The organism is Mycolicibacterium gilvum (assembly GCF_900454025.1).
Classification (GTDB): domain Bacteria; phylum Actinomycetota; class Actinomycetes; order Mycobacteriales; family Mycobacteriaceae; genus Mycobacterium; species Mycobacterium gilvum.
This window is the reverse complement of sequence record NZ_UGQM01000011.1, coordinates 1-18875: the sequence shown is the minus strand read 5'-3', so window position 1 is coordinate 18875 and position 18875 is coordinate 1. Positions and strand designations below refer to the sequence as shown.

Genomic DNA, 18875 nt, shown 5'->3' with positions numbered 1-18875 from the left:
TGTCGGCCGGTTTCTCCGCCGGCTCAGGCGGATCCGCGTCGGGCCTGTCGGACACCTTCGACGACGCCCGTGTCGCTTTCGTCTTCGGTTGCGCCTTTTTGGCGGTCTTCGGTTGCGCCTTCTTGGCGGTCTTTCGTCGCGGTCGTCGCGGTCTTCGTCGGGGTCTTCTTCGCAGCGCTTTGCGCGGGGTCCGCTTCTTCGCGGGCCGGGACCGCGTGTACAGGTCGGGCAGCTTCAGCTCGTCGTGCGGCCAGTCGGCGAGGGTGTCGAGGTAGAGCTGCCGGATCTCCTCGATGCGGGACGGGAGATCCTCCTGCGTCCAGTCGTCCACCGGAATCGGCGGGTAGACCACGACATCGACCAGGGGGTTGAACGTACTGGAGTCGCGGGCCGCGATCACCTCGGCGTTGCGGATGACGATCGGCACGATCGGAATGTTCACCGACATCGCGATCCGGAACGGCCCCTTCTTGAACTCCCCGACCTCGGTGGTGTCGAGGCGGGTGCCCTCCGGTGCGATGAGGATCGAAAGACCTTTGCGTGCAAGCTCTTCAACCTTTTGAGACCTTCCACCGCCTTCTTCGGATCGTCGCGGTCGATGAACGCGGCATCGAGGATCTTGCCGATCGTGCCGACGATCGGGTCGTTCTCGAGCTCCTTCTTGCCCACCGTGGTGAAGTCTTCGTTGATCAACCGGCCCGCGATCAGCGGATCGGCCTGGTTGCGGTGGTTGAAGATGAACACGGCGGGCCGCTGCGCGGTCAGGTTCTCCCGACCCAGCACCTGCAGGTTGATCCCGATCGTGTCCAGCAGGGTCCGACCGAACATCGAGGTGAAAAAGTTCACCCCGGTGCGCTTGTTGCGTGTCAACAAGCCGAGGCCCAACGCCCCCGCGGCGATCGGCACCATCGACGCGATACCGACCGCGGTGCGCACCTGCGACGCGGGGCTGGCACCGCTGCGGCTGCTGAACTTCAGGATCGGCCAACCACGCTTGCCGCGACCGCGGCCATCTTGCCCGCCGGATTGGTGGGCCGCGGGTTGCCGACGAGATACATCAGGGCGACATCCTCGTCGCCGTCGGCGTAGAAATAGCTCCTCGACAGGTCGATGCCGTTGACGGACGCGAATTCCTGTACCGCACGGGCTTTTCCGGTCCCCAGATGATTGGGCGCTGCACCTCGCCGGTGATGAGGCCGTCGTCGTCGATCTCGAACTTGTTGCTCAGCACGTTGTCGATGCCCAGGAATCGGGCGACGGCTCGACCTGGACCGTCAGCGCCGACGAACTGAGGACGACGGTGTGGCCGCGGTTCATGTGCGCGCGGACGATCTCGCGCATCTCCGGATAGATCCTGCCGACGATCTTCTGCACGAACAGCCTCTCGGCGAGTTCGTCGACGTCGTCGAGCGAGTTGCCGCGCAGCATCCGCGCGCCCTTGCCGATGAGGTCCTCGAACTCGGAACGGCCGAGTTGGTGGTTCAGCCCGGCCTGCACCATGCCGATGAACTCGCCCACCGACATCTGTCTGCGCCGCAACCGATCCTGCGTCATCACCACGCCGGTGAACCCCGCCACCAGGGTTCCGTCGAGGTCGAAGAACGCGCCGATTTGCGCCCCCGCCGGGCTCGCCTGTATCTCGGCGACCGAGCCGGGAAGACGCATCTGCCGGTTGACCGGAATCTCCGATGTCACTGCGGGCCACTCCCGTTCCGTTCGATACTGCTCATTTTTCCTGTGCTCCGACCCGGCTGAACGTCGCCGGCACCGCGCGACCGTCCCCGCCGAGAGCGAGGACTTCGTCGAAGCCGTCCAACAGGCATTGCGCGAGAAGACCGGGATCGGTGATCGAGGCCCGGTCGTAGCGGGTACTGATGGTGCAATACCCCGAGCGCGAGATCAGGACGACCATCATCGCGACACCGGGCAGGGGCCCGAGACCGTACTGGCGCAACACCTTCGCACCGGCGATGAAGGTATCGCCGGCGTAGACGGGCACATTGCTGGCCTGCACATCGGAGTTGACGATCGATCCCGCCATCGTCTCCAGCACGCTGTCGGGAAGCAGGCTGACGAGCGGGGCGATCGCACCGACCACGTCGAGGGCCCGCTCGTCGCGCTTGCTCCTCATCTGCGCGCGAATCTCCTTGATACATCGCGGGGTCCGACAGTCCGACGGGTGCGGCGAGGTTGACCCCCACGAAGCGGTTGCCCCCGCAGGGTCGGCATCCGACCTGAGATTGACCGGGACGGCCATCGGCAGCGTGTCGACGGGCACCCCCATGGACTCGTGGTAGAGCCGCAGCGCACCGCAGAGCCCGGCCAGGTAGGCGTCGTTGATCGAGCCTTCGGCGGCCTTCGACGCGCGGTGCAGGTCACTGAATTCGATGTCGATGGCCTCGCTGCGCGACGACAGGCTTCGCCGCCGCAGGATCGGCGACGGGTCGGCGACCGGACCGACCGCGCCACACCGGACCTCGCGTAATCGAAGACGCTGCCGAGCCGCTCGACCGGGTCGCGAACGACGTGGCCCACGGCCTGCGCGGCACCGGCGACCGCCCGACCACCCCCCGACGATCGTGCCGGGCAGGCGGTTGAGCCCACTGCGCATCAGGTCGTTGGGCGACAGGTCGGTCGGCACCGGCATCGGCGGCACGGGTTGCGGCGGCGGCTCCCGCTCGAAGTCGTACAAATTGGCGAACATCTCGACGCCGCCGACCCCGTCGGTGACGGCATGGCTGAGATGCACCATCAGTGCTGCCCGGCCGTCCTGCACACCCTCGATCAGGGTCGGTCCACAGCGGCCGGGAGATGTCGAGCGGTGACTGCGCGGCGATCTCGGCGAAATCCATCACCTGACGCAGCGTCCCCTCGGGAACGCGGACCCGGCGCAAATGGAAATCGAGGTTGAAATCCGGATCGACGACCCAGCGGGGTGCGGCGGTGGGCAGCGTCGGCGTGACGACCTTCTGGCGCAGCCGGAGCACCTTGCGCGACGCATGTTCGAAGCGGGTGCGAAACGTGTCCCAGTCGGGCGTGGTGTCGAGCAGTTCGATGGTCATGATGCCCGAGCGGGTGCGGGGGTTGGCCTCGCCGCGATGCAGGATCTGATCCAGTGGACTGAGTTCCTCGGGAGTCCGGCGGCGTCCAGACCCGACGAGCTGCTCATCCACCACACGCTAGTCGGCGGTTGCGGGACAGGGAGTGGCTTTACGCGCCGTCACCGGCCCGGCTCCGACCCTCGGGCGATACACTCCTAGCCGTTGCCTCCGTAGCTCAGTGGATAGAGCAACCGCCTTCTAAGCGGTCGGTCGCAGGTTCGATCCCTGCCGGGGGCGCTTTTTCGTGGTCAGGCGACCGTCACCAGGTCGCCGGCCACAGTGGACGGTAGCTCTGCGGTGCGGCCCCGTCGGCGGTGATCGTCTCGAAGGCGTCGGGCGCCCACGCCCACATGAACGCGCCGAGTGGCACTGCCAGTCCCCTGCCGCCCGACACCCCCGGATCGTTGATGTAGACCCTGCCGTTGTGGGTGTCCACCGCGATCACCACCACGCCGTGATTGGCATTGACGCGATCGGCTCGGGGCTGCCCTCTTTTTCGGTAGCGTCCCAGATGGTTTGGTTGTTCACGCCGGTGATGACGCCGTGTCCCTCGAAGAGCAGCTTGCTCACGACATCGAGGGCGTCCAGACCGTCGTAATAGGTGGCGTCCTCGTCGTCGCTGGGGAAGTACCGCAGATCGGCGGCATTGCCCCGCAGCTTCAGCAGGGCCGCGGCATCTGCGGGCAGGACACCGTCTTCGCTACCTTCGCCGAGGTACATCATCTTCGATGGATCGACGACGCTCGGGGTACGTTTGGCCTGCTCGACGATCGCCTCTTCGAGCGCGCGGGTCGGTATCTGCCCCGTGAACTGTCCCTCGATCATCAGGATCGACATCAGCAGGCAGTTGTCGGCGTGGTTCTGCTCGGCCCAGTACTTCTTGTTGGAGATTGCCGTAGAAGCCGGTTCCGCGGATGCTGACCTTGAGCTCCTCGTTCTCGGAGTCGTCGGAGTCGTCGGAGTCGCCGGAGTCGGCATCCACCATTCGCGCGGTGACGCTGAACACCGAGTCGACGGTGTCGCGCTGGGACAGGCCGAGGCCGATCGCGATGTTGTGCATCACGAGCTGGATCACTCCGAACAGCCCCGGCCGGCGGGCCTCGGCACCGTTGTCGGCGACGATCAACGAACGAATCCCTGGTGTCCTTGTCGAACTCCGAAGGATCGAACGTGTACGTGTAGGTGCCGGCCTCCGGGTCGATGGTCAGCGTGCCCATGGTCGGCGCCTGCTTGATGAGATAGTTCAGCGTGAGCCCGTTGTTGCTCTGGCCGTTGAGTTTTCCGGTGAAGACGCCGGGGGCCACCTCGATGTTGTCGGTGGGCGACAAGGTCGGCGCCTTGTTGAAGAAGGTGTACCTGACGTCGCGGACGAGCGTGTCCCACCACGATTCGGTGGGTTCGGACGCCGTGGCGGTGGCCGCCGACTCCCGATCGGTCGCGGCCGGCCCTGCGCGCGGCGTCGCTTCGCCTGTTTCGACCGATGGGGTCGGAGCGTCGGGTTCCTCGACGACCTCGGGGGCTTCGGGAGCCTCGGCGGGTGTGCTGGACCTGTCCTCGACGACCGTGATCGGTTCGGTCGCTCCGTCGGTCTCGCCGGCCTGCTCCTCCGGTGCCGCGTCGTCAACGGGCACGCTGGATTCGTTGTCCTCCGACCCGGATCGGACGCGTCGGCGTCCCCGCCGACAGACGTCGGCCTCGACGACGACTTCTCGGACGGCTTACCGGAGGTGCGCGTGTCGGACGTACTGGCGCCGGCGACTGATCCGCACCCGCGGCGCCGGTATCGGCAGCGGCTACGGATGCGCCGCTCAGCAACGCGATGGCGAGACCGAGGTCAGCGCCCACGCCGTCAGCAAAGTGGAGACATCGCGGTGGTGTCGTCGTTGCGGTGCCCTACCGGGTGCCAATTCGACTGCCGCGCTGCGCAGGTTGAACGACGCTCTGTCCACTCTGACCCCCGACGTCCCGTTCGGCAGCGGTGCCGACCCGTGTCAGGGACAAATTAACTCAGCTGCAGCAAAGCAGCCGCGGTTTCCCGCGAAATTCTCTTGCGGCGTCAGCGGCCCGCGACCGTCGGGCGAAATCCTGCTCGAGAAATTCCAGAAGCACCGCGTTGAATTCGTCGGCGTGACTCATCGGGATGCCGTGCGGACCACCGGCGATGACGTGCAGCCGTCCGTCCGGGAGCAGTTCGTAGGTCCGCTTGCCCGACCCTTCGAACGGCACGGTGGCGTCGCTGTCACCGTGGATGACCAGGCTGGGAACGGTGACCTTCGGCAGGTCCTCGCGGAAATCGGTGCCGCCGAACGCGGCCATGCATGCCAGCGTTGCGGGCTTGTCTGCGTCACCGCACATCGAAAGCGCCTCCTGACGCTCCTGCTCGGTCACCTGCAGCTCACCATCGGCCGAGAACACATCGGTCATGAACTGCTCGAAGAACGCGTCCTGGTCGGTGGTGAGCGACGCCGCCATCCTGGCCGCTTCGAGCTTGCCCAGCGGCCCTTCGGGGTTGTCCTTGCGCGCCGACATGAACGGCGTGACCGACGAGGCGAACACGACGCTGCGGATCCGTTCGACGCCCTTGCGCGCGCAGTACGCGGCCACTTCGCCCCCGCCCATCGAGAACCCCACCAGGGTCACGTCGGTGAGGTCCAGTTCTTCGAGAACCGCGGACAGGTCATCGGACAGGCTCTCGTAGGTGTAACCGATCAACGGCTTGTCGCTGCGACCGAATCCGCGTCGGTCGTAGGTGATCACCCGGTATCCGGCATCTCGCAGCGCGTCGACCTGGTGAGCCCAGGAATCGCTGTGCAACGGCCAACCGTGGATCAGAACGACGGGCCGAGCGTCCCCGCCGGAGTCGTCGACGTGCAGATCGGTGCTGCGCAGTGGTCCTCGGTAGGCGGTGATCATGGTCATGGACGTCGTTTTCCTTTCGGCCTGACGTCCGTTTCTGTACCCACCCTGTGAACGATCACTACCTGGCTGTGCGGTTGATCACGGGTTCCAGTCCGTCGAGCACTCGCGCCAGGCCGAAGCGGTAGGCGTGGTCCGCGTCGTAGGCAGAGCCGAACGCCTGGCCGGCTGCCGCCCCGATACGCGCTGCGAGCGGGAACTTTTCGTCGTCGAAGACCTCGGCCAGCAGCGGCCCGGCGCGATCCCACCACGCCTGGTCGCTGACGCCGCTGTCGCGTCGCGCCTCGCGGGCATCGCCGGCGATACGCGCCACCGAGGTCACGAACCCGAGAACGTAGGTCAGCGCCGAGTCCATATCCAGATCGCTGAGGCCAAGCCCATCGAAGGCGCGCAGTTCGTGGTCGTATTTGGCGGCTGTGCCCGGCCCCAGGGGCGGACGCGTGGTGGCGAGCTGGGTCACCCACGGGTGCTCGTCGAGCAGCGCGCGGTTCTCGTCGGCGATCGCCGTGACCCGGTGCCGCCACGGGAGCCCGGACAGGTCGCCGCGGGACATCTGCCCGTAGACGTTGTCGAGCATCAGGTCGAGCAGCTCGGCTTTGCCGGGCACATAGGTGTAGATCGCCATCGGCGCGAGGCCCAGGACGCCCGCGACCGCGCGGATCGTGACTGCCGACAAACCCTGGGTGTCGGCGATGCCGACCGCGGCGGCCACGACGGCGTCGACGGAGGTGCGCTGCTTGGGACCCCGACCGGAGCGGGCCTCTGCCGGAACGCGCCACAACAGTTCGAGAGTGCGCACCGGATCGCCCGCGCTGCTGCGCGCGGATCCCGAACCAGGATTGTCCATCCGACCGATCGTAGCTGGTGGAAGGCTCGTCATAATCGCGTACACTGTACGGTGTACGCAGTACGTAGATAAAGGAGATGCGCAGTGACCCCACCCACCCACGACGGGTTCGAGCCGTCGAGCAGCGACGTCGCGGCGGTCTTGGCCTGGTTCGAGCACTACGACGCGCTCGCGGTCGCCAAGGACGTCGACGCAATGGCAGACCAGGCGATGTTCCCGCTGAACGAGGTCACCGACGGATACGCCGCGTCGTGCGACCGGGAGAAGTTCGTCGCACAGATGACCGAACAACTCGGCCAGCCAGGCGACGTCTCGATGGACTCGGTGCGCACGCCACACTTCGTCAACGAGAACCTGGTCTTCGTGATCACCGATGCGACCATCACGGCGGCCGGGCAGAGCCACCGGGTCCGCTACGGCGACCTGCTGGTCAAGACCGGCGGGGAATGGCGCTTCCAGACCATGGTCCAGGGCGGCTGGGGCGAGTTCTGAGCCCGTCCCTCGGCGATTCGGGTGTCGTTGGTCAACGCAGTGTTGACCAACGACACCGAAGTCCCGCCGTAGTCTGGCCGGGATGGCCATCGACGACGACGATCCGGTCCAGCGACGCCTGGCCGTGCGACCCGATTCCGGGTACGTCTACCGCACCGCGTGGCGGGTCGCGACCGGTGACATCGGCAGCGATCTGAACCTGCGCCTCGACGGCGTCGCCCGCTATATCCAGGAGGTCGGCGCCGAGAACCTCGTCGACGCCGGTGAGGCCGAGGCACATCCGCACTGGCTGGTGCAGCGCACGGTGATCGACGTGATCGAACCGATCGAGTTCCCCAACGAGGTCGCGTTCAGCCGCTGGTGCTCGGGTCTGTCGACCCGCTGGTGCACGATGCGCGTCGACCTCGTCGGCAGCGACGGCGGGCGCATCGAGACGGAGGGGTTCTGGATCGCGATGAATGCGAAAACCCTGACGCCGCAACGGGCCACCGACTCCCTCATCGAGCGGTTCTCCACCACGACCACCGAGCATCGCCTGAAATGGCGTCCGTGGCTGAAGAATCCGGCCGACGCCACCGAGTCGATGCCGTTCGCGCTGCGCCGCACCGACATCGACCTTTTCGAGCACGTCACCAACACCGCCTACTGGCACGCGATCCACGAGGTGATCGCCCGCGTTCCCGATGTCTGCGCGCCGCCCTACCGGGCGGTCATCGAGTACCGCAAGCCGATCAAGTTCGGCGAGGACGTCGTCATCACCTGGCGCCGCGACGGCGACGCACCGCATGTCGACATCGCGCTGACCGTGGACGGCGAGGTGCGGGCCGCGGCCCTGCTGCGCACCCTCTCGCTAGGCTGAGCCCCGTGTCCGAACTGGTACTGATGCAGGTCACCGACCGCGTCGCACTCATCACGATCAACGATCCCGACCGGCGCAACGCCGTGACCGCGGAGATCTCGGCGGCGCTGCGGGCGGCGGTGAGCGCGGCCGAGGCCGACCCCGACGTGCACGCGGTGATCGTCACGGGGGCGGGAAAGGCTTTCTGCGCAGGAGCCGATCTCACCGCGCTCGGCGCGGCGACCGAAGACGGGCTGCGGGTGATCTACGACGGGTTCCTCGCCGTCGCACAGTGCAGCCTGCCGACGATCGCGGCGGTCAACGGTGCTGCCGTCGGCGCCGGCCTGAACTTGGCGCTGGCGGCCGACGTGCGCATCGCCGGACCGCACGCGATGTTCGATCCGCGCTTCCAGAAGTTGGGCATCCATCCCGGCGGCGGCGCGACCTGGATGCTGCAGCGGATCACCGGCCCGCAGGCCGCCCGCGCCGCCCTGCTGTTCGGGATGCGATTCGACGCCGACGCCGCCGTACGCCACGGACTCGCCCTCGAGGTGGCCGACGATCCGGTCGCACGGGCACGCGAACTGGCCGCCGGCCCCGCCGGCGCACCCCGTGACGTCGTGGTGGCCACCAAGGCGTCGATGCGTGCCACCGCCCATCCGGGCACCGACGACCTCGAGCAACACCGCCTCGCGGTCGACATCGAGATCGTGCCCCAGGCCACCTCGATCGAGTCACCCGAGTTCGCGGCCCGGCTGGCCGCCGCCAAGCGCAGGTGACCTAGTACTACAGCCGTAGATCGTTGCTCGTCGGCGTGTTTGCCTTGCTGGATTGGGTGACCGCGGCATCGTTCGGAGTTTGTGAGAACTAACGATGATGCCGCGGTCGCCGCGGCTTACAGGGTAGACGTTGATCGGTGGCGAAGTGGCTTTGATGAGGTGCTGGATCGGGTCGCGTCACGGTTCGCTCGGTGCGAGCCGCTGCGCAACGCCGGCGCGTTGATGCTCGGGTTGGTCTGTGACATTGACCGTAAGAACTGTTGGACGCTGGCCGAGCGTTGCGGCCACAGCAGCCCGGACCGGATGCAGCATCTGCTGGCGCGGGCGAAGTGGGACGCCGAGGGAGTGCGTGATGATCTTCGCGCCTACGTGGTCGACCACCTCGGCGATGACGAGGCGATCCTGATCGTCGATGAGACTGGAGACGTGAAGAAGGGCACTCATACCGTCGGGACTCAGCGCCAGTACACCGGTACCGCGGGCAGGATCGAAAACGCCCAAGTCGCTGTGTATTTGGCCTATGCGGGGCCCAACAGTCACGCACTGGTGGACCGCGAGCTATACCTGCCGAAGTCGTGGATCGACGACTCGGAACGCCGTCAGTGCGCCGGGGTGCCCACCGATGTCGAGTTCGCCACCAAACCTGCGCTGGCCGAGCGGATGATCACTCGTGCTGTGGCCGCCGGAGTCCCTGCGCGATGGGCCACCGGCGACGAGGTCTACGGCGCCGACCCCGACCTGCGCGCCGCGATCGCCGCCCAGGGGCTGGGCTATGTGCTGGCCGTCGGGTCCAATCGCACCGTCACCACCAGTACGGGCAGCCAGCGAGTAGACGAGCTTGCCCGGTCTCTGCCGCGGCGGGCCTGGCGGCGCGTCAGCGCCGGAACCGGCGCCAAGGGCCAACGCTGGTACTCCTGGACGTTGGTCGAAATCACCGACGCCGAGCCCGGCCACCATCACCTGCTGGTGCGCCGCAACGACAAGACCGCTGAATTGGCCTATTACCGCTGCTACAGCCCCAATCCGGTCACCCTGGCCGACTACGTACGGGTCGCCGGGCGGCGCTGGAAGGTCGAGGAATCGTTTCAAGCCGGCAAGGGCCTGGCCGGGCTCGACGAGCACCAGGTACGGACCTGGACCTCTTGGCACCGCTGGGTCACCCTATCCATGCTTGCCCATGCCTTCCTCGTCGTCACGACCGCCGCTCAACGGCGCAGCGACGAACCCGACGACCAGACCGGCCAGACACTGATCACGTTGACAGTCAATGAATTCCGCAGACTCTTCATCGCCCTGGTATTGCAGCCGCTACACGCGGTTGCCGACGTCCTCGCCTGGTCCACCTGGCGGCGACGACATCAAACGAGAGCCCGCACCTACCATTACCGCAAACAACATCAACAACAATGAACGCTATCTACGGCTGTAGTACTAGGGCGCCAGCGCGACGATCCGCTCGGCACGCCGCAGCACCGGCATGTCGACCATCTGGCCTTCGTACTGGAAAACCCCGCGCTCGGCCTGCGCCGCGGCCAGCACCCGGCGGGCCCAGTCGGCCTGCGCCTCGGTCGGTGTGTAGCCGTCCCGGATCACCGGCAACTGCGTCGGGTGGATCGCGACCTTGCCGTCGAAGCCGACCGCGACCGCGTCGTCGACCTCACCCCGCAGCCCGTCGAGATTCTTGATGTCGAGGAACACCGAGTCCAGCGCGACCCGTCCGTATGCCTTGGCGGCCAGCAGTGTCTGGGAGCGGACGTGGCGGGCGACCTCGCGGTAGGAGCCGTCGGGGTAGCGGTTGGCCGTCCCGCCGAGTTCGGCGAACAGGTCCTCGGCACCCCACATCAGCGCGTACGCGTTGTCCACCCGCGCCAGGTCGACCACGTTCAGCGCGCCCAGCGGCGTCTCGATCAGCACGATCACGTCCAACGGCGCCAACGCGCGGACCTGTTCGGGCGCTTCGGTCTTGGCGAGCATCACCGTGGTGTATGCGGTGCGCGCGACGGCCTCCAGGTCGGGTCCGTGATCAGCGGTGCCGGTCGGGTTGACTCGCACCACGGTGCGCGCCGGATCCAGCGGGGTGTTCACCAGCGCTTCCCGGGCCGCAGCGCGGTCCTTGGCCGCGACGCCGTCTTCGAGATCGACGATCACGATATCGGCTGCGGCCGCGGCCTTTTCGAACCGTTCCGGTCGGTCCGCGGGGCAGAACAACCATGCCGTCCCGGGTGCCAGTGTCACTGCGCCTCTCCTTCGGGTCGCTTGCGCACCATCGTCTTGCGCGATGCGGTCGCCACGATATCGCCGTGCTGATTGCGCCCGACGTGGCTGAAGGTGACGATCCCCTCCCCCGGCCGGCTCTTGGACTCCCGCTTGTCGGTGACCTCGGTCTCGGCGTACAGCGTGTCGCCGTGGAACAGCGGCTTCGGAAAGGCCACCTCGCCGAAGCCGAGATTGCCGACGATCGTGCCCTGGGTCAGCTGCGCGACCGACAGACCGACCAGCGTGGACAGCGTGAACATCGAATTGACCAACCGCTGGTTGAACGGCGGCAACGCATCCGAGAACGCGGCGTCCAGGTGCAGCGCCTGGGTGTTCATCGTCAACGTCGTGAACAGGACGTTGTCGGCCTCGGTGATGGTGCGGCCGGGCCGGTGCTGGTAGAGCACGCCGGTTTCGAACTCCTCGAACCACAACCCGCGCTGGACGACGATCTTCGTGTACCCGCTCACTTCGGTCCGATCGTTCGCTCCGCTCACAGTCCCAGCTCCCGCCCGATCAGCATCAGCTGCACTTCGGTTGTGCCCTCGCCGATCTCGAGGATCTTCGAGTCCCGGTAGTGTCGCGCCACCGAGTACTCGTTCATGAAGCCGTAGCCACCGAAGATCTGGGTGGCGTCACGGGCGTTGTCCATCGCGGCTTCGCTGGCGACCATCTTGGCCACCGAGGCGGCCTTCTTGAACGGCTTCCCGGACAGCATCAGCGCGGCGGCGTCGTAATAGGCGGCACGCGCGGTGTGGGCCCTGGCCTCCATCCGGGCGATCTTGAAGGCGATGGCCTGGTAGGTCCCGATCGCCGCGCCGAAGGCCTGACGCTCCTTGGCGTACTTGACGCTTTCGTCGACGCAACCCTGTGCGGCGCCGACCGACAGCGCCGCGATCGCGATCCGGCCTTCATCGAGGATCCGAAGGAAATTGGCGTAACCACGGCCGCGTTCACCGAGCAGGTTCTCCTGCGGCACGCGGACGTCGTCGAAGCTCAACGGGTGGGTGTCGGAGGCGTTCCAGCCGACCTTGTTGTACGCGGGTTCGGCGGTGAAACCCTCGGTGGGCACCGGCACCAGGATCGACGAGATCTCCTTCTTACCGTTGTTCTCACCGGTGACCGCGGTGACGGTGACGAGCTTGGTGATGTCGGTACCCGAGTTGGTGATGAACTGCTTGGTGCCATTGATGACCCAGCTCGCCCCGTCCGATTTCGCCGTGGTCTTCGTCGCGCCCGCGTCACTTCCCCCGCCGGCTTCGGTCAAACCGAACGCGCCCAGCGCCTTTCCGCTCGCCAGCAGCGGCAGCCACTCCTGCTTCTGGGACTCGTTGCCGAATCGGTACACCGGCATCGCACCCAGCGACACGCCTGCCTCGAGGGTGATCGCGACACTCTGGTCGACCTTCCCGAGTTCTTCGAGCGCCAGGCACAACGCGAAGTAGTCACCGCCCATGCCGCCGTACTCCTCGGGGAACGGCAGCCCGAACAGTCCCATGTCGGCCATGCCCGACACGACCTCGTACGGGAACGAGTGCTCCTCGTCGTGTTTGGCCGCCACCGGCGCGACGACGCTCTGGGCGAAGTCGCGCACGGTCTTGGCCAGTTGCGCGTAGTGGTCCGGAAGTGTCCCGGTGGACAGGAAATCACTCATGCCTTCGGCTCCTCGCTTGCCGTTATCCGGGCCAGCACCTGGCCCACTTTCACCTGTTCGCCCGCGTCGACCAGCAACTCGACAACGCCGTCGACCGGCGCGGACAACGCGTGTTCCATCTTCATCGCCTCGACGGTGACCACGACAGTGCCCGCCGTCACCGCCGCGCCGTCCTCGACGCCGACCGCGACGACGGTTCCCGGCATCGGGCTGGTCAGTTCGGCGTCGCCGCTGTGTTCGTCGTCGGGACGCACCGGCGCCTCACGGACCTCCTCGACCATGGTCACCCGGCCCGCACCCGCCAGCCAGACCTGACCCGGCGCCTCGGCCACGAGGTATTCGGTGCGCAGCCCGTCGATCGTGACGGCGAGCAGGTCACCGTCCAACGACGCTCGCAGCGTGCGCGTTTCACCGCCCTCGACCGTCGCCGTCGCGTCCCCGGGGGCTCCCGTCAGCCACACATGATCGGTGCGTTCACCGGCGTGCAGGCGGATGGACGTCGGCGCGCGACCGGCGATGCGCCATCCCGACGGTACGTCCCACGGGTCTGCCGGCGCGGTGGGCCATGATCGCAACCAGCGGTAGGCCGCGCCCGCGATGAGGTCGTCGTCGGTCGGCGGGGCGGGCGCGAAGTCGGGCAGGCGCCGGTCGAGCAGGCCGGTGTCGAGGTCGCCGGCGGCCACGTCGGGGTCGGCGAGCAGAAAGCGCAGGAACTCCACGTTGGTGGTCAGACCCAGCACCGCGGTGTCGGCCAGCGCGGCGTCCAGCGCGCGCAGCGCGGCCGGCCTGTCCTGTGCGTGGGTGATCACCTTGGCGAGCATCGGGTCGTAGTCACTGCCGACCACGGTGCCGCGCACCAATCCGGAGTCGACGCGCACGCCCGGCCCGGCCGGCTCACGAAGCCCGAGAACGTGACCGCCGGTGGGCAGGAAGCCGCGGGCGGGATCCTCGGCGTACACCCGCGCCTCGATCGCATGGCCGTCGAGGTGGATGTCGTCCTGCGCGATCGGCAGCGTCTCCCCTGCCGCGATCCTCACCTGCAGTTCGACCAGATCCAGGCCGGTGACCATCTCGGTGACCGGATGTTCCACCTGCAGTCGCGTGTTCATCTCCATGAAGAAGAACTCGTCGGGCCGGTCGGCGGAGACGATGAACTCGACGGTGCCGGCGCCGGTGTAGTCGACGCTGCGGGCGGTGTCGCACGCCGCAGCGCCGATCCGGGCCCGGGTGGCGGGATCCAGCAGCGGTGACGGTGCTTCCTCGATCACCTTCTGGTGGCGGCGCTGCAGGCTGCACTCACGCTCGCCGAGATGCACGACGTTGCCGTGGGAATCGGCGAGGACCTGCACCTCGATGTGGCGCGGATTCAGGACGAACCGCTCCAAGAACAGCGTGTCGTCGCCGAATGCCGACGCCGCCTCGCGCCGCGCACTGGCAAGGGCCGCAGCAAGATCGGCGGCGTCGTGGACGACGCGCATGCCCTTGCCGCCACCGCCCGCCGACGGCTTCACCAGCACCGGGAACCCCACATCGGGCGCCCCCGCGATCAGGTCGTCGTCGGTCAGCCCGGGCCGCGAGATACCCGGAACCACCGGGACACCGAACTCGGACACCGCGGCCTTCGCCGAGATCTTGTCGCCCATGGTCTGGATCGCGGCGACCGGAGGGCCGATGAACACCACACCGGCCGACCGCAGCGCATCGGCGAATTGCGAGTTCTCCGAGAGGAATCCGTAGCCCGGGTGCACAGCTTGGGCACCGGTGCGTGTGATCGCGGCCAGCAATGCGTCGATCGACAGATAGCTCTGCCGAGCCGGGGCGGGCCCGATGTTGATCGCGACGTCGGCCTCGCGGACGTGACGGGCGCCGGCGTCGGCGTCGCTGAACACCGCGACCGAGCGGATACCCATCGCCCGCAGCGTGCGGATGACCCGGACCGCGATCTCGCCGCGGTTGGCCACCAGAACCGTATCGAACATGTTCACATCCTGAAGACGCCGTAGGACACCGGCTCCAGCGGAGCCTGGCCTGTCACCGAAAGTGCGAGTCCGACAACGTCTCTGGTGTCGGCGGGGTCGATCACACCGTCGTCCCACAGCCGTGCGGTGGAGTAGTACGGGTTGCCCTGGCTCTCGTACTGCGCACGGATGGGCGCCTTGAAGGCCTCTTCCTCCTCGGGTGTCATGTCACCGCGCACGGTGGCCAGCACCGACGCGGCCTGCTCGCCGCCCATCACCGAGATCCGCGCATTCGGCCACATCCACAGAAAGCGTGGCGAATACGCGCGTCCGCACATCGAGTAGTTGCCCGCGCCGTAGGAACCGCCGATCACCACGGTCAGCTTCGGCACCCGCGCGCACGCCACCGCGGTGACCATCTTGGCACCGTGCTTGGCGATGCCGCCGGCCTCGTAATCGCGACCGACCATGAAGCCGGAGATGTTCTGCAGGAACAGCAGCGGAGTGTTGCGCTTGTCGCACAACTCGATGAAATGCGCGCCCTTGACCGCGGATTCGCCGAACAGCACCCCATTGTTGGCGACGATGCCGACGGGATGCCCGTGGATGCGGGCGAACCCGGTCACCAGCGTGGTGCCGTATGCGGCCTTGAACTCGGCGAAATCACCGCCGTCGACGATGCGGGTGATCACCTCGTGCACGTCGTAGGGCACCCGGGAGTCGACGGGCACCACGTCGTAGAGCTCGGTCTGATCGGCCACCGCGTCGACGGGCGGGGCGACGTCCCACGGTGGCGCGGCCTTGGGTGCAGCGTGCCGACGATGCGGCGCACGATGCGCAGCGCGTCGCGGTCGTCGTGGGCGAGATGGTCGGTGACGCCGGAGACCTTGGAGTGCAGATCGGCCCGCCGCCGAGGTCCTCCGCGTGACGACCTCGCCGGTGGCGGCCTTCACCAGCGGCGGACCGCCGAGGAAGATGGTGCCCTGGTTGCGCACGATCACGGCCTCGTCGCTCATCGCCGGGACGTACGCGCCGCCGGCGGTGCAGGAACCGAGGACAGCGGCGATCTGCGCAATCCCCTTGGCGCTCATGGTGGCCTGGTTGTAGAAGATGCGACCGAAATGCTCCCGGTCCGGGAAGACCTCGTCCTGCCGAGGGAGGAACGCACCGCCGGAGTCCACGAGGTAGATGCACGGCAGCAGGTTCTGCAGGGCGATCTCCTGGGCGCGCAGATGTTTCTTGACGGTCACCGGGTAGTACGTGCCGCCCTTCACCGTCGCGTCGTTGGCGACGATCATGCACTCGCGCCCCGAGACGCGGCCGATACCCGCGATCATGCCCGCACCCGGGCATTCGTCGTCGTACATGCCGTCGGCGGCCAGAGCTGCCAGCTCCAGGAACGGGCTGCCCGGATCGAGCAGTCCGTCGACGCGGTCACGGGGAAGAAGCTTGCCGCGGCTGACGTGCCGCTCACGGGCCCGCTGGGAACCCCCGAGCGCCGCCGCGGCGAGCTTGGTACGCAACTGGTCGACCAACGCGACGTGATCGTCGCGATGAGATGCCCGCGCTGCCATCGCTGAACCCACCTTTAGTTAATGGTGACTAACCGAGTGGTATGTTAATCAGCATTAACTGACGATGTCCACTACCGGCCGGAGGTTCATGTCATGGCCCCGACGGAGATCAGCTCGCCCCGCAGCAGGGCCAAATCCGACCGCCGGGACCAACTGGTCGCCGCGGCCGAGCGGTTGTTCGCCGAACACGGCTACCTCGCGGTCCGGCTCGAGGACATCGGCTCCGCTGCCGGCATCAGCGGCCCAGCCGTCTACCGGCACTTCCCCAACAAAGAGGCGCTGCTGGTGGAACTCCTGGTCGGCATCAGTACCCGGCTGCTGGCCGGCGCCACCGACGTGGTCGGCGCCGACGACGACGCGGCCTCGACGTTGGAGAACCTGATCGACTTCCACCTCGACTTCGCGCTCGACGAGTCCGACCTGATCCGTATCCAGGATCGGGACCTGGGCAACCTGCCGCCCGCCGCGAAGCGCCAGGTCCGGCGCAAGCAGCGGCAGTACGTCGAGATCTGGGTCGACGTCCTACGTCGGTGCACCCCCGGACTGTCCGAAGCAGACGCGCGGCTGATGGCCCACGGCACGTTCGGTCTGCTCAACTCGACGGCGCACAGCATGAAGCCGGGAACGACGAAAACGGCCGAGGCCGGCTCGCGGACCGTCCTGCGGGAGATGACGGTCGCGGCGCTGACCTCGGCCGAACGACGACGCGGTTGAGTGCCGGCTAATACCAGGCTCGACGCCCGCCGACCGGGCGGCCGACGGATCCGAGGACCCAGAACACGGCGCCGATCACGAGCAGCACGATGCCGATGTAAAACAGTATCGACATGTTGAAGACGAGTCCCAGAATGAGCAGAATCGCTCCGAAGACGATCATGTCCAGTCCATTTCTCCAGAATTGCCGGTCAGCTGTTTACTGACTCGGTTGCGGGACGTTGCAATCCGTGACCTTGGGATTCACACCCGCATAATTCAGCGGACCCGCGACCACCGTCAGCGCGATGCTTCCCGCTGTGGCGCAGTTGGTTTCGCCGCCGCTGAAGTAATCGCGTTGATACGCGGCGAAGACGCCGATCAACAACCAGACGAGCACTATGACCCCGAGAATTCCTCGCATGCCGTGCCTCCTTGGTATACGCGCCCGTAGTGGCGTGCAGCAGAGTTTTACCCCGCTGAAAATTCAGATAAACCTCGGTGCTGTCAGGTCACTCGGCGAAAGCAGCGGTGAGCCACTCGCACATCGTCTTGCGCAACACGGCACGGTTCTCCGCTTGTCGATCTCATGACCGTCGTCCTCGAAGGTCAGTAGCTCGACCTCACGGCCCAGCGCCGTCAACGCCTCCCACATCTGCTCGGACTCGCCGGGCGGCACGTTGGTGTCGTTGAGTCCGTGGACCAGAAGCAGCGGCGCGCTGATCGCGTCGGCGCGCGGCAGCGGCGAGAGCTGCTCGAGCAACGACTGATCGCTGACCGGATGACCGTATTTGGGATAGGCCGCCGCGGCGATCCATTGCTCGGTGCTGCGGTACCAGGAATTGAGATCGCTCATGCCGCAGATACTGATGCCCGCCGCGAACTCGTCGGGATGGAATGCCAGCGCCGCCTGCGTCAGATAGCCGCCGTAGGACCACCCGCAGCAGGCCACCTTGCCGTCGGGGGCGTGACCGTTGTCGACCAGGAACCGGACGCAGTCGGCGACGTCGTCGATCGCGGCGAACCGCCGCTCGCGATCATCGGCGTGCATGAAGGACCGGCCGAAGCCGCGGACCCGCGCACGTTGGGCAGGAAGACGCAGATGCCCTCGTCGAGCAGCGCGGGGAAGAACTCGTTGTAGCCGGGCCGACCCTGGCCTTCGGGGCCGCCGTGCAGGAACAGCATCGCGCCGATCGTCTCGACGCCCTCGCGCGGGCGGAACAACCAGCCGGTGAAGCTGAGCCCGTCGCGGGCGGTCACGGTCTCCAACGTCGGGTCCGCCGAGACGGGACCACTGCTGGGCTCGCGGTCGACCAGCTCCCACTCCCGGGTCCGCGGGTCCACCAGTTCGACCGTCGGCGGTTTCGACGGGCCTTCGACCGTCAGCGCCAGCATCGACCCGCCCGCGCTGATGCTCAGCTCGCCGGCCACCATGCCGGGCAACGGGATCGGGTCGTACAGCGTGCCGTCGGCATACTCAAGGATCTGTAATTCGCTGGCGCCGTGGATGTTCCACAGTATCGCGACGGTGGACAGATCGTCGCTGACCGTGAATTCGTCGAGTTCGCAGCCGGGCCGTTCGGCCACCACCTGATAGGTGACGCCCTCGGCGGAGACGGTCACCTCCAGGAGCCGGGCGTGCTCGGCGCCGTTCTCGCTGCGGATCAGCGCCCGCACGTAACCCTCGGTGCTGTTGACGCCGTAGATCTTCGCCGGGTGGTACAGCTCGCTGAGTTCACCGTCGGGACCGGTGCGCAACCGCCGGGG

At 67.1% G+C, this 18875-nt stretch carries 19 protein-coding genes, 1 tRNA gene and 4 pseudogenes; 6 read left to right on the top strand and 18 right to left on the bottom strand.

What is annotated here, in order from left to right; all coding sequences use genetic code 11:
* The 5 genes and pseudogenes from DYE23_RS31985 to DYE23_RS31825 all read right to left on the bottom strand — a co-directional run.
* Window positions 1-427 (bottom strand): annotated as a pseudogene (locus tag DYE23_RS31985) (HAD-IB family hydrolase); the annotation flags it as partial.
* A gap of 45 nt (window positions 428-472) precedes the next feature.
* Window positions 473-828, bottom strand: a pseudogene (locus DYE23_RS31980) (lysophospholipid acyltransferase family protein); the annotation flags it as partial.
* Between the two features lie 396 nt (window positions 829-1224).
* A complete protein-coding gene (locus tag DYE23_RS31975; RefSeq protein WP_353961825.1) occupies window positions 1225-1695 on the bottom strand; it encodes a haloacid dehalogenase-like hydrolase in 471 nt (156 codons plus the stop codon).
* A gap of 31 nt (window positions 1696-1726) precedes the next feature.
* The gene (locus tag DYE23_RS31830) at window positions 1727-2752 is read right to left on the bottom strand and encodes a wax ester/triacylglycerol synthase domain-containing protein (protein WP_272940066.1); all 1026 of its coding nucleotides are present in this window, start codon (window positions 2750-2752) and stop codon (window positions 1727-1729) included.
* A 100-nt stretch (window positions 2753-2852) separates the two neighbouring features.
* Window positions 2853-3062, bottom strand: a pseudogene (locus tag DYE23_RS31825) (wax ester/triacylglycerol synthase domain-containing protein); the annotation flags it as partial.
* Between the two features lie 203 nt (window positions 3063-3265).
* On the opposite strand from DYE23_RS31825, the gene DYE23_RS30510 reads away from it, so the two are divergent.
* A tRNA-Arg gene (locus DYE23_RS30510) sits at window positions 3266-3338 on the top strand.
* Between the two features lie 22 nt (window positions 3339-3360).
* Here the strand turns inward: DYE23_RS30510 and DYE23_RS31655 are convergent.
* The 5 genes from DYE23_RS31655 to DYE23_RS30495 all read right to left on the bottom strand — a co-directional run bounded on the left by DYE23_RS31655 (window position 3361) and on the right by DYE23_RS30495 (window position 6864).
* Entirely contained in the window at window positions 3361-3552 is a 192-nt protein-coding gene (locus DYE23_RS31655) for a hypothetical protein (protein WP_235660730.1), read from the bottom strand.
* On the bottom strand, window positions 3543-3938 hold the full coding sequence (locus DYE23_RS31650; RefSeq protein WP_235660729.1) for a hypothetical protein: 396 nt from the start codon (window positions 3936-3938) through the stop codon (window positions 3543-3545). Before DYE23_RS31650 ends, DYE23_RS31655 begins: the two co-directional genes overlap by 10 nt.
* The gene (locus DYE23_RS31645) at window positions 3938-4732 is read right to left on the bottom strand and encodes a hypothetical protein (protein WP_235660727.1); all 795 of its coding nucleotides are present in this window, start codon (window positions 4730-4732) and stop codon (window positions 3938-3940) included. The genes DYE23_RS31650 and DYE23_RS31645 overlap by 1 nt, the downstream gene beginning before the upstream one ends.
* Window positions 4733-5108: 376 nt before the next feature.
* Window positions 5109-6020 carry an alpha/beta fold hydrolase gene (locus DYE23_RS30500; protein ID WP_235660726.1) on the bottom strand — a complete coding sequence of 304 codons (912 nt, stop codon included), beginning with the start codon at window positions 6018-6020 and terminating at the stop codon, window positions 5109-5111.
* A gap of 58 nt (window positions 6021-6078) precedes the next feature.
* Window positions 6079-6864: a TetR/AcrR family transcriptional regulator gene (locus tag DYE23_RS30495; RefSeq protein WP_115327903.1), complete on the bottom strand. Its 786-nt coding sequence runs from the start codon at window positions 6862-6864 to the stop codon at window positions 6079-6081.
* A gap of 84 nt (window positions 6865-6948) precedes the next feature.
* Between DYE23_RS30495 and DYE23_RS30490 the strand changes: the two genes are divergently transcribed.
* The 4 genes from DYE23_RS30490 to DYE23_RS30475 all read left to right on the top strand — a co-directional run bounded on the left by DYE23_RS30490 (window position 6949) and on the right by DYE23_RS30475 (window position 10383).
* The gene (locus DYE23_RS30490) at window positions 6949-7356 is read left to right on the top strand and encodes a hypothetical protein (RefSeq protein WP_013471318.1); all 408 of its coding nucleotides are present in this window, start codon (window positions 6949-6951) and stop codon (window positions 7354-7356) included.
* A gap of 88 nt (window positions 7357-7444) precedes the next feature.
* Window positions 7445-8215 (top strand): acyl-[acyl-carrier-protein] thioesterase, encoded by a 771-nt coding sequence (locus DYE23_RS30485; protein ID WP_372516288.1) that lies wholly within the window; start codon window positions 7445-7447, stop codon window positions 8213-8215.
* Between the two features lie 5 nt (window positions 8216-8220).
* Window positions 8221-8973 (top strand): enoyl-CoA hydratase, encoded by a 753-nt coding sequence (locus DYE23_RS30480; RefSeq protein WP_011893437.1) that lies wholly within the window; start codon window positions 8221-8223, stop codon window positions 8971-8973.
* Between the two features lie 81 nt (window positions 8974-9054).
* Window positions 9055-10383, top strand: a complete 1329-nt coding sequence (locus DYE23_RS30475) for an IS701 family transposase (RefSeq protein ID WP_435404778.1) — start codon at window positions 9055-9057, stop codon at window positions 10381-10383.
* Window positions 10384-10404: 21 nt separating this feature from the next.
* Here DYE23_RS30475 and DYE23_RS30470 read toward each other — a convergent pair whose 3' ends face one another.
* From DYE23_RS30470 to DYE23_RS30450, 5 genes are read right to left on the bottom strand one after another with little or no spacing between them, the layout of a single operon-like run.
* Window positions 10405-11208, bottom strand: coding sequence for an HpcH/HpaI aldolase/citrate lyase family protein (locus DYE23_RS30470; RefSeq protein ID WP_013471316.1), 804 nt, complete (start codon window positions 11206-11208; stop codon window positions 10405-10407).
* Window positions 11205-11699: a MaoC family dehydratase gene (locus tag DYE23_RS30465; protein ID WP_011893435.1), complete on the bottom strand. Its 495-nt coding sequence runs from the start codon at window positions 11697-11699 to the stop codon at window positions 11205-11207. The genes DYE23_RS30470 and DYE23_RS30465 overlap by 4 nt, the downstream gene beginning before the upstream one ends.
* Window positions 11700-11722: 23 nt before the next feature.
* Entirely contained in the window at window positions 11723-12883 is a 1161-nt protein-coding gene (locus tag DYE23_RS30460) for an acyl-CoA dehydrogenase family protein (protein ID WP_011893434.1), read from the bottom strand.
* Entirely contained in the window at window positions 12880-14862 is a 1983-nt protein-coding gene (locus tag DYE23_RS30455; RefSeq protein WP_099961533.1) for an acetyl-CoA carboxylase biotin carboxylase subunit, read from the bottom strand. Before DYE23_RS30455 ends, DYE23_RS30460 begins: the two co-directional genes overlap by 4 nt.
* Before the next feature lie 2 nt (window positions 14863-14864).
* Complete coding sequence (locus DYE23_RS30450) at window positions 14865-16415, bottom strand: carboxyl transferase domain-containing protein (protein WP_115329331.1); 1551 nt, start codon at window positions 16413-16415, stop codon at window positions 14865-14867.
* Window positions 16416-16508: 93 nt separating this feature from the next.
* Between DYE23_RS30450 and DYE23_RS30445 the strand changes: the two genes are divergently transcribed.
* The gene (locus tag DYE23_RS30445; RefSeq protein ID WP_011893431.1) at window positions 16509-17129 is read left to right on the top strand and encodes an SACE_7040 family transcriptional regulator; all 621 of its coding nucleotides are present in this window, start codon (window positions 16509-16511) and stop codon (window positions 17127-17129) included.
* 7 nt (window positions 17130-17136) lie between these two features.
* On the opposite strand, the gene DYE23_RS30440 is transcribed toward DYE23_RS30445, so the two are convergent.
* From DYE23_RS30440 to DYE23_RS30430, 3 genes and pseudogenes are all read right to left on the bottom strand, one after another.
* Window positions 17137-17292 (bottom strand): DUF6131 family protein, encoded by a 156-nt coding sequence (locus tag DYE23_RS30440; protein WP_011893430.1) that lies wholly within the window; start codon window positions 17290-17292, stop codon window positions 17137-17139.
* Between the two features lie 36 nt (window positions 17293-17328).
* On the bottom strand, window positions 17329-17532 hold the full coding sequence (locus DYE23_RS30435) for a hypothetical protein (protein WP_011893429.1): 204 nt from the start codon (window positions 17530-17532) through the stop codon (window positions 17329-17331).
* An 88-nt stretch (window positions 17533-17620) separates the two neighbouring features.
* Window positions 17621-18875 (bottom strand): annotated as a pseudogene (locus DYE23_RS30430) (S9 family peptidase); the annotation flags it as partial.

Excerpts from the sequence above, each read along its gene's own strand:
- DYE23_RS30440 (WP_011893430.1), bottom strand. The coding sequence starts at position 17,292 with ATGATCGTCTTCGGAGCGATTCTGCTCATTCTGGGACTCGTCTTCAAC.
- DYE23_RS30435 (WP_011893429.1), bottom strand. The coding sequence starts at position 17,532 with ATGCGAGGAATTCTCGGGGTCATAGTGCTCGTCTGGTTGTTGATCGGC.
- DYE23_RS30455 (WP_099961533.1), bottom strand. The coding sequence starts at position 14,862 with ATGTTCGATACGGTTCTGGTGGCCAACCGCGGCGAGATCGCGGTCCGG.
- DYE23_RS30495 (WP_115327903.1), bottom strand. The coding sequence starts at position 6,864 with ATGGACAATCCTGGTTCGGGATCCGCGCGCAGCAGCGCGGGCGATCCG.
- DYE23_RS31830 (WP_272940066.1), bottom strand. The coding sequence starts at position 2,752 with ATGGTGCATCTCAGCCATGCCGTCACCGACGGGGTCGGCGGCGTCGAG.
- DYE23_RS30500 (WP_235660726.1), bottom strand. The coding sequence starts at position 6,020 with ATGACCATGATCACCGCCTACCGAGGACCACTGCGCAGCACCGATCTG.
- DYE23_RS30450 (WP_115329331.1), bottom strand. The coding sequence starts at position 16,415 with ATGGCAGCGCGGGCATCTCATCGCGACGATCACGTCGCGTTGGTCGAC.
- DYE23_RS30460 (WP_011893434.1), bottom strand. The coding sequence starts at position 12,883 with ATGAGTGATTTCCTGTCCACCGGGACACTTCCGGACCACTACGCGCAA.
- DYE23_RS31650 (WP_235660729.1), bottom strand. The coding sequence starts at position 3,938 with ATGTCGATCCTGATGATCGAGGGACAGTTCACGGGGCAGATACCGACC.
- DYE23_RS30445 (WP_011893431.1), top strand. The coding sequence starts at position 16,509 with ATGGCCCCGACGGAGATCAGCTCGCCCCGCAGCAGGGCCAAATCCGAC.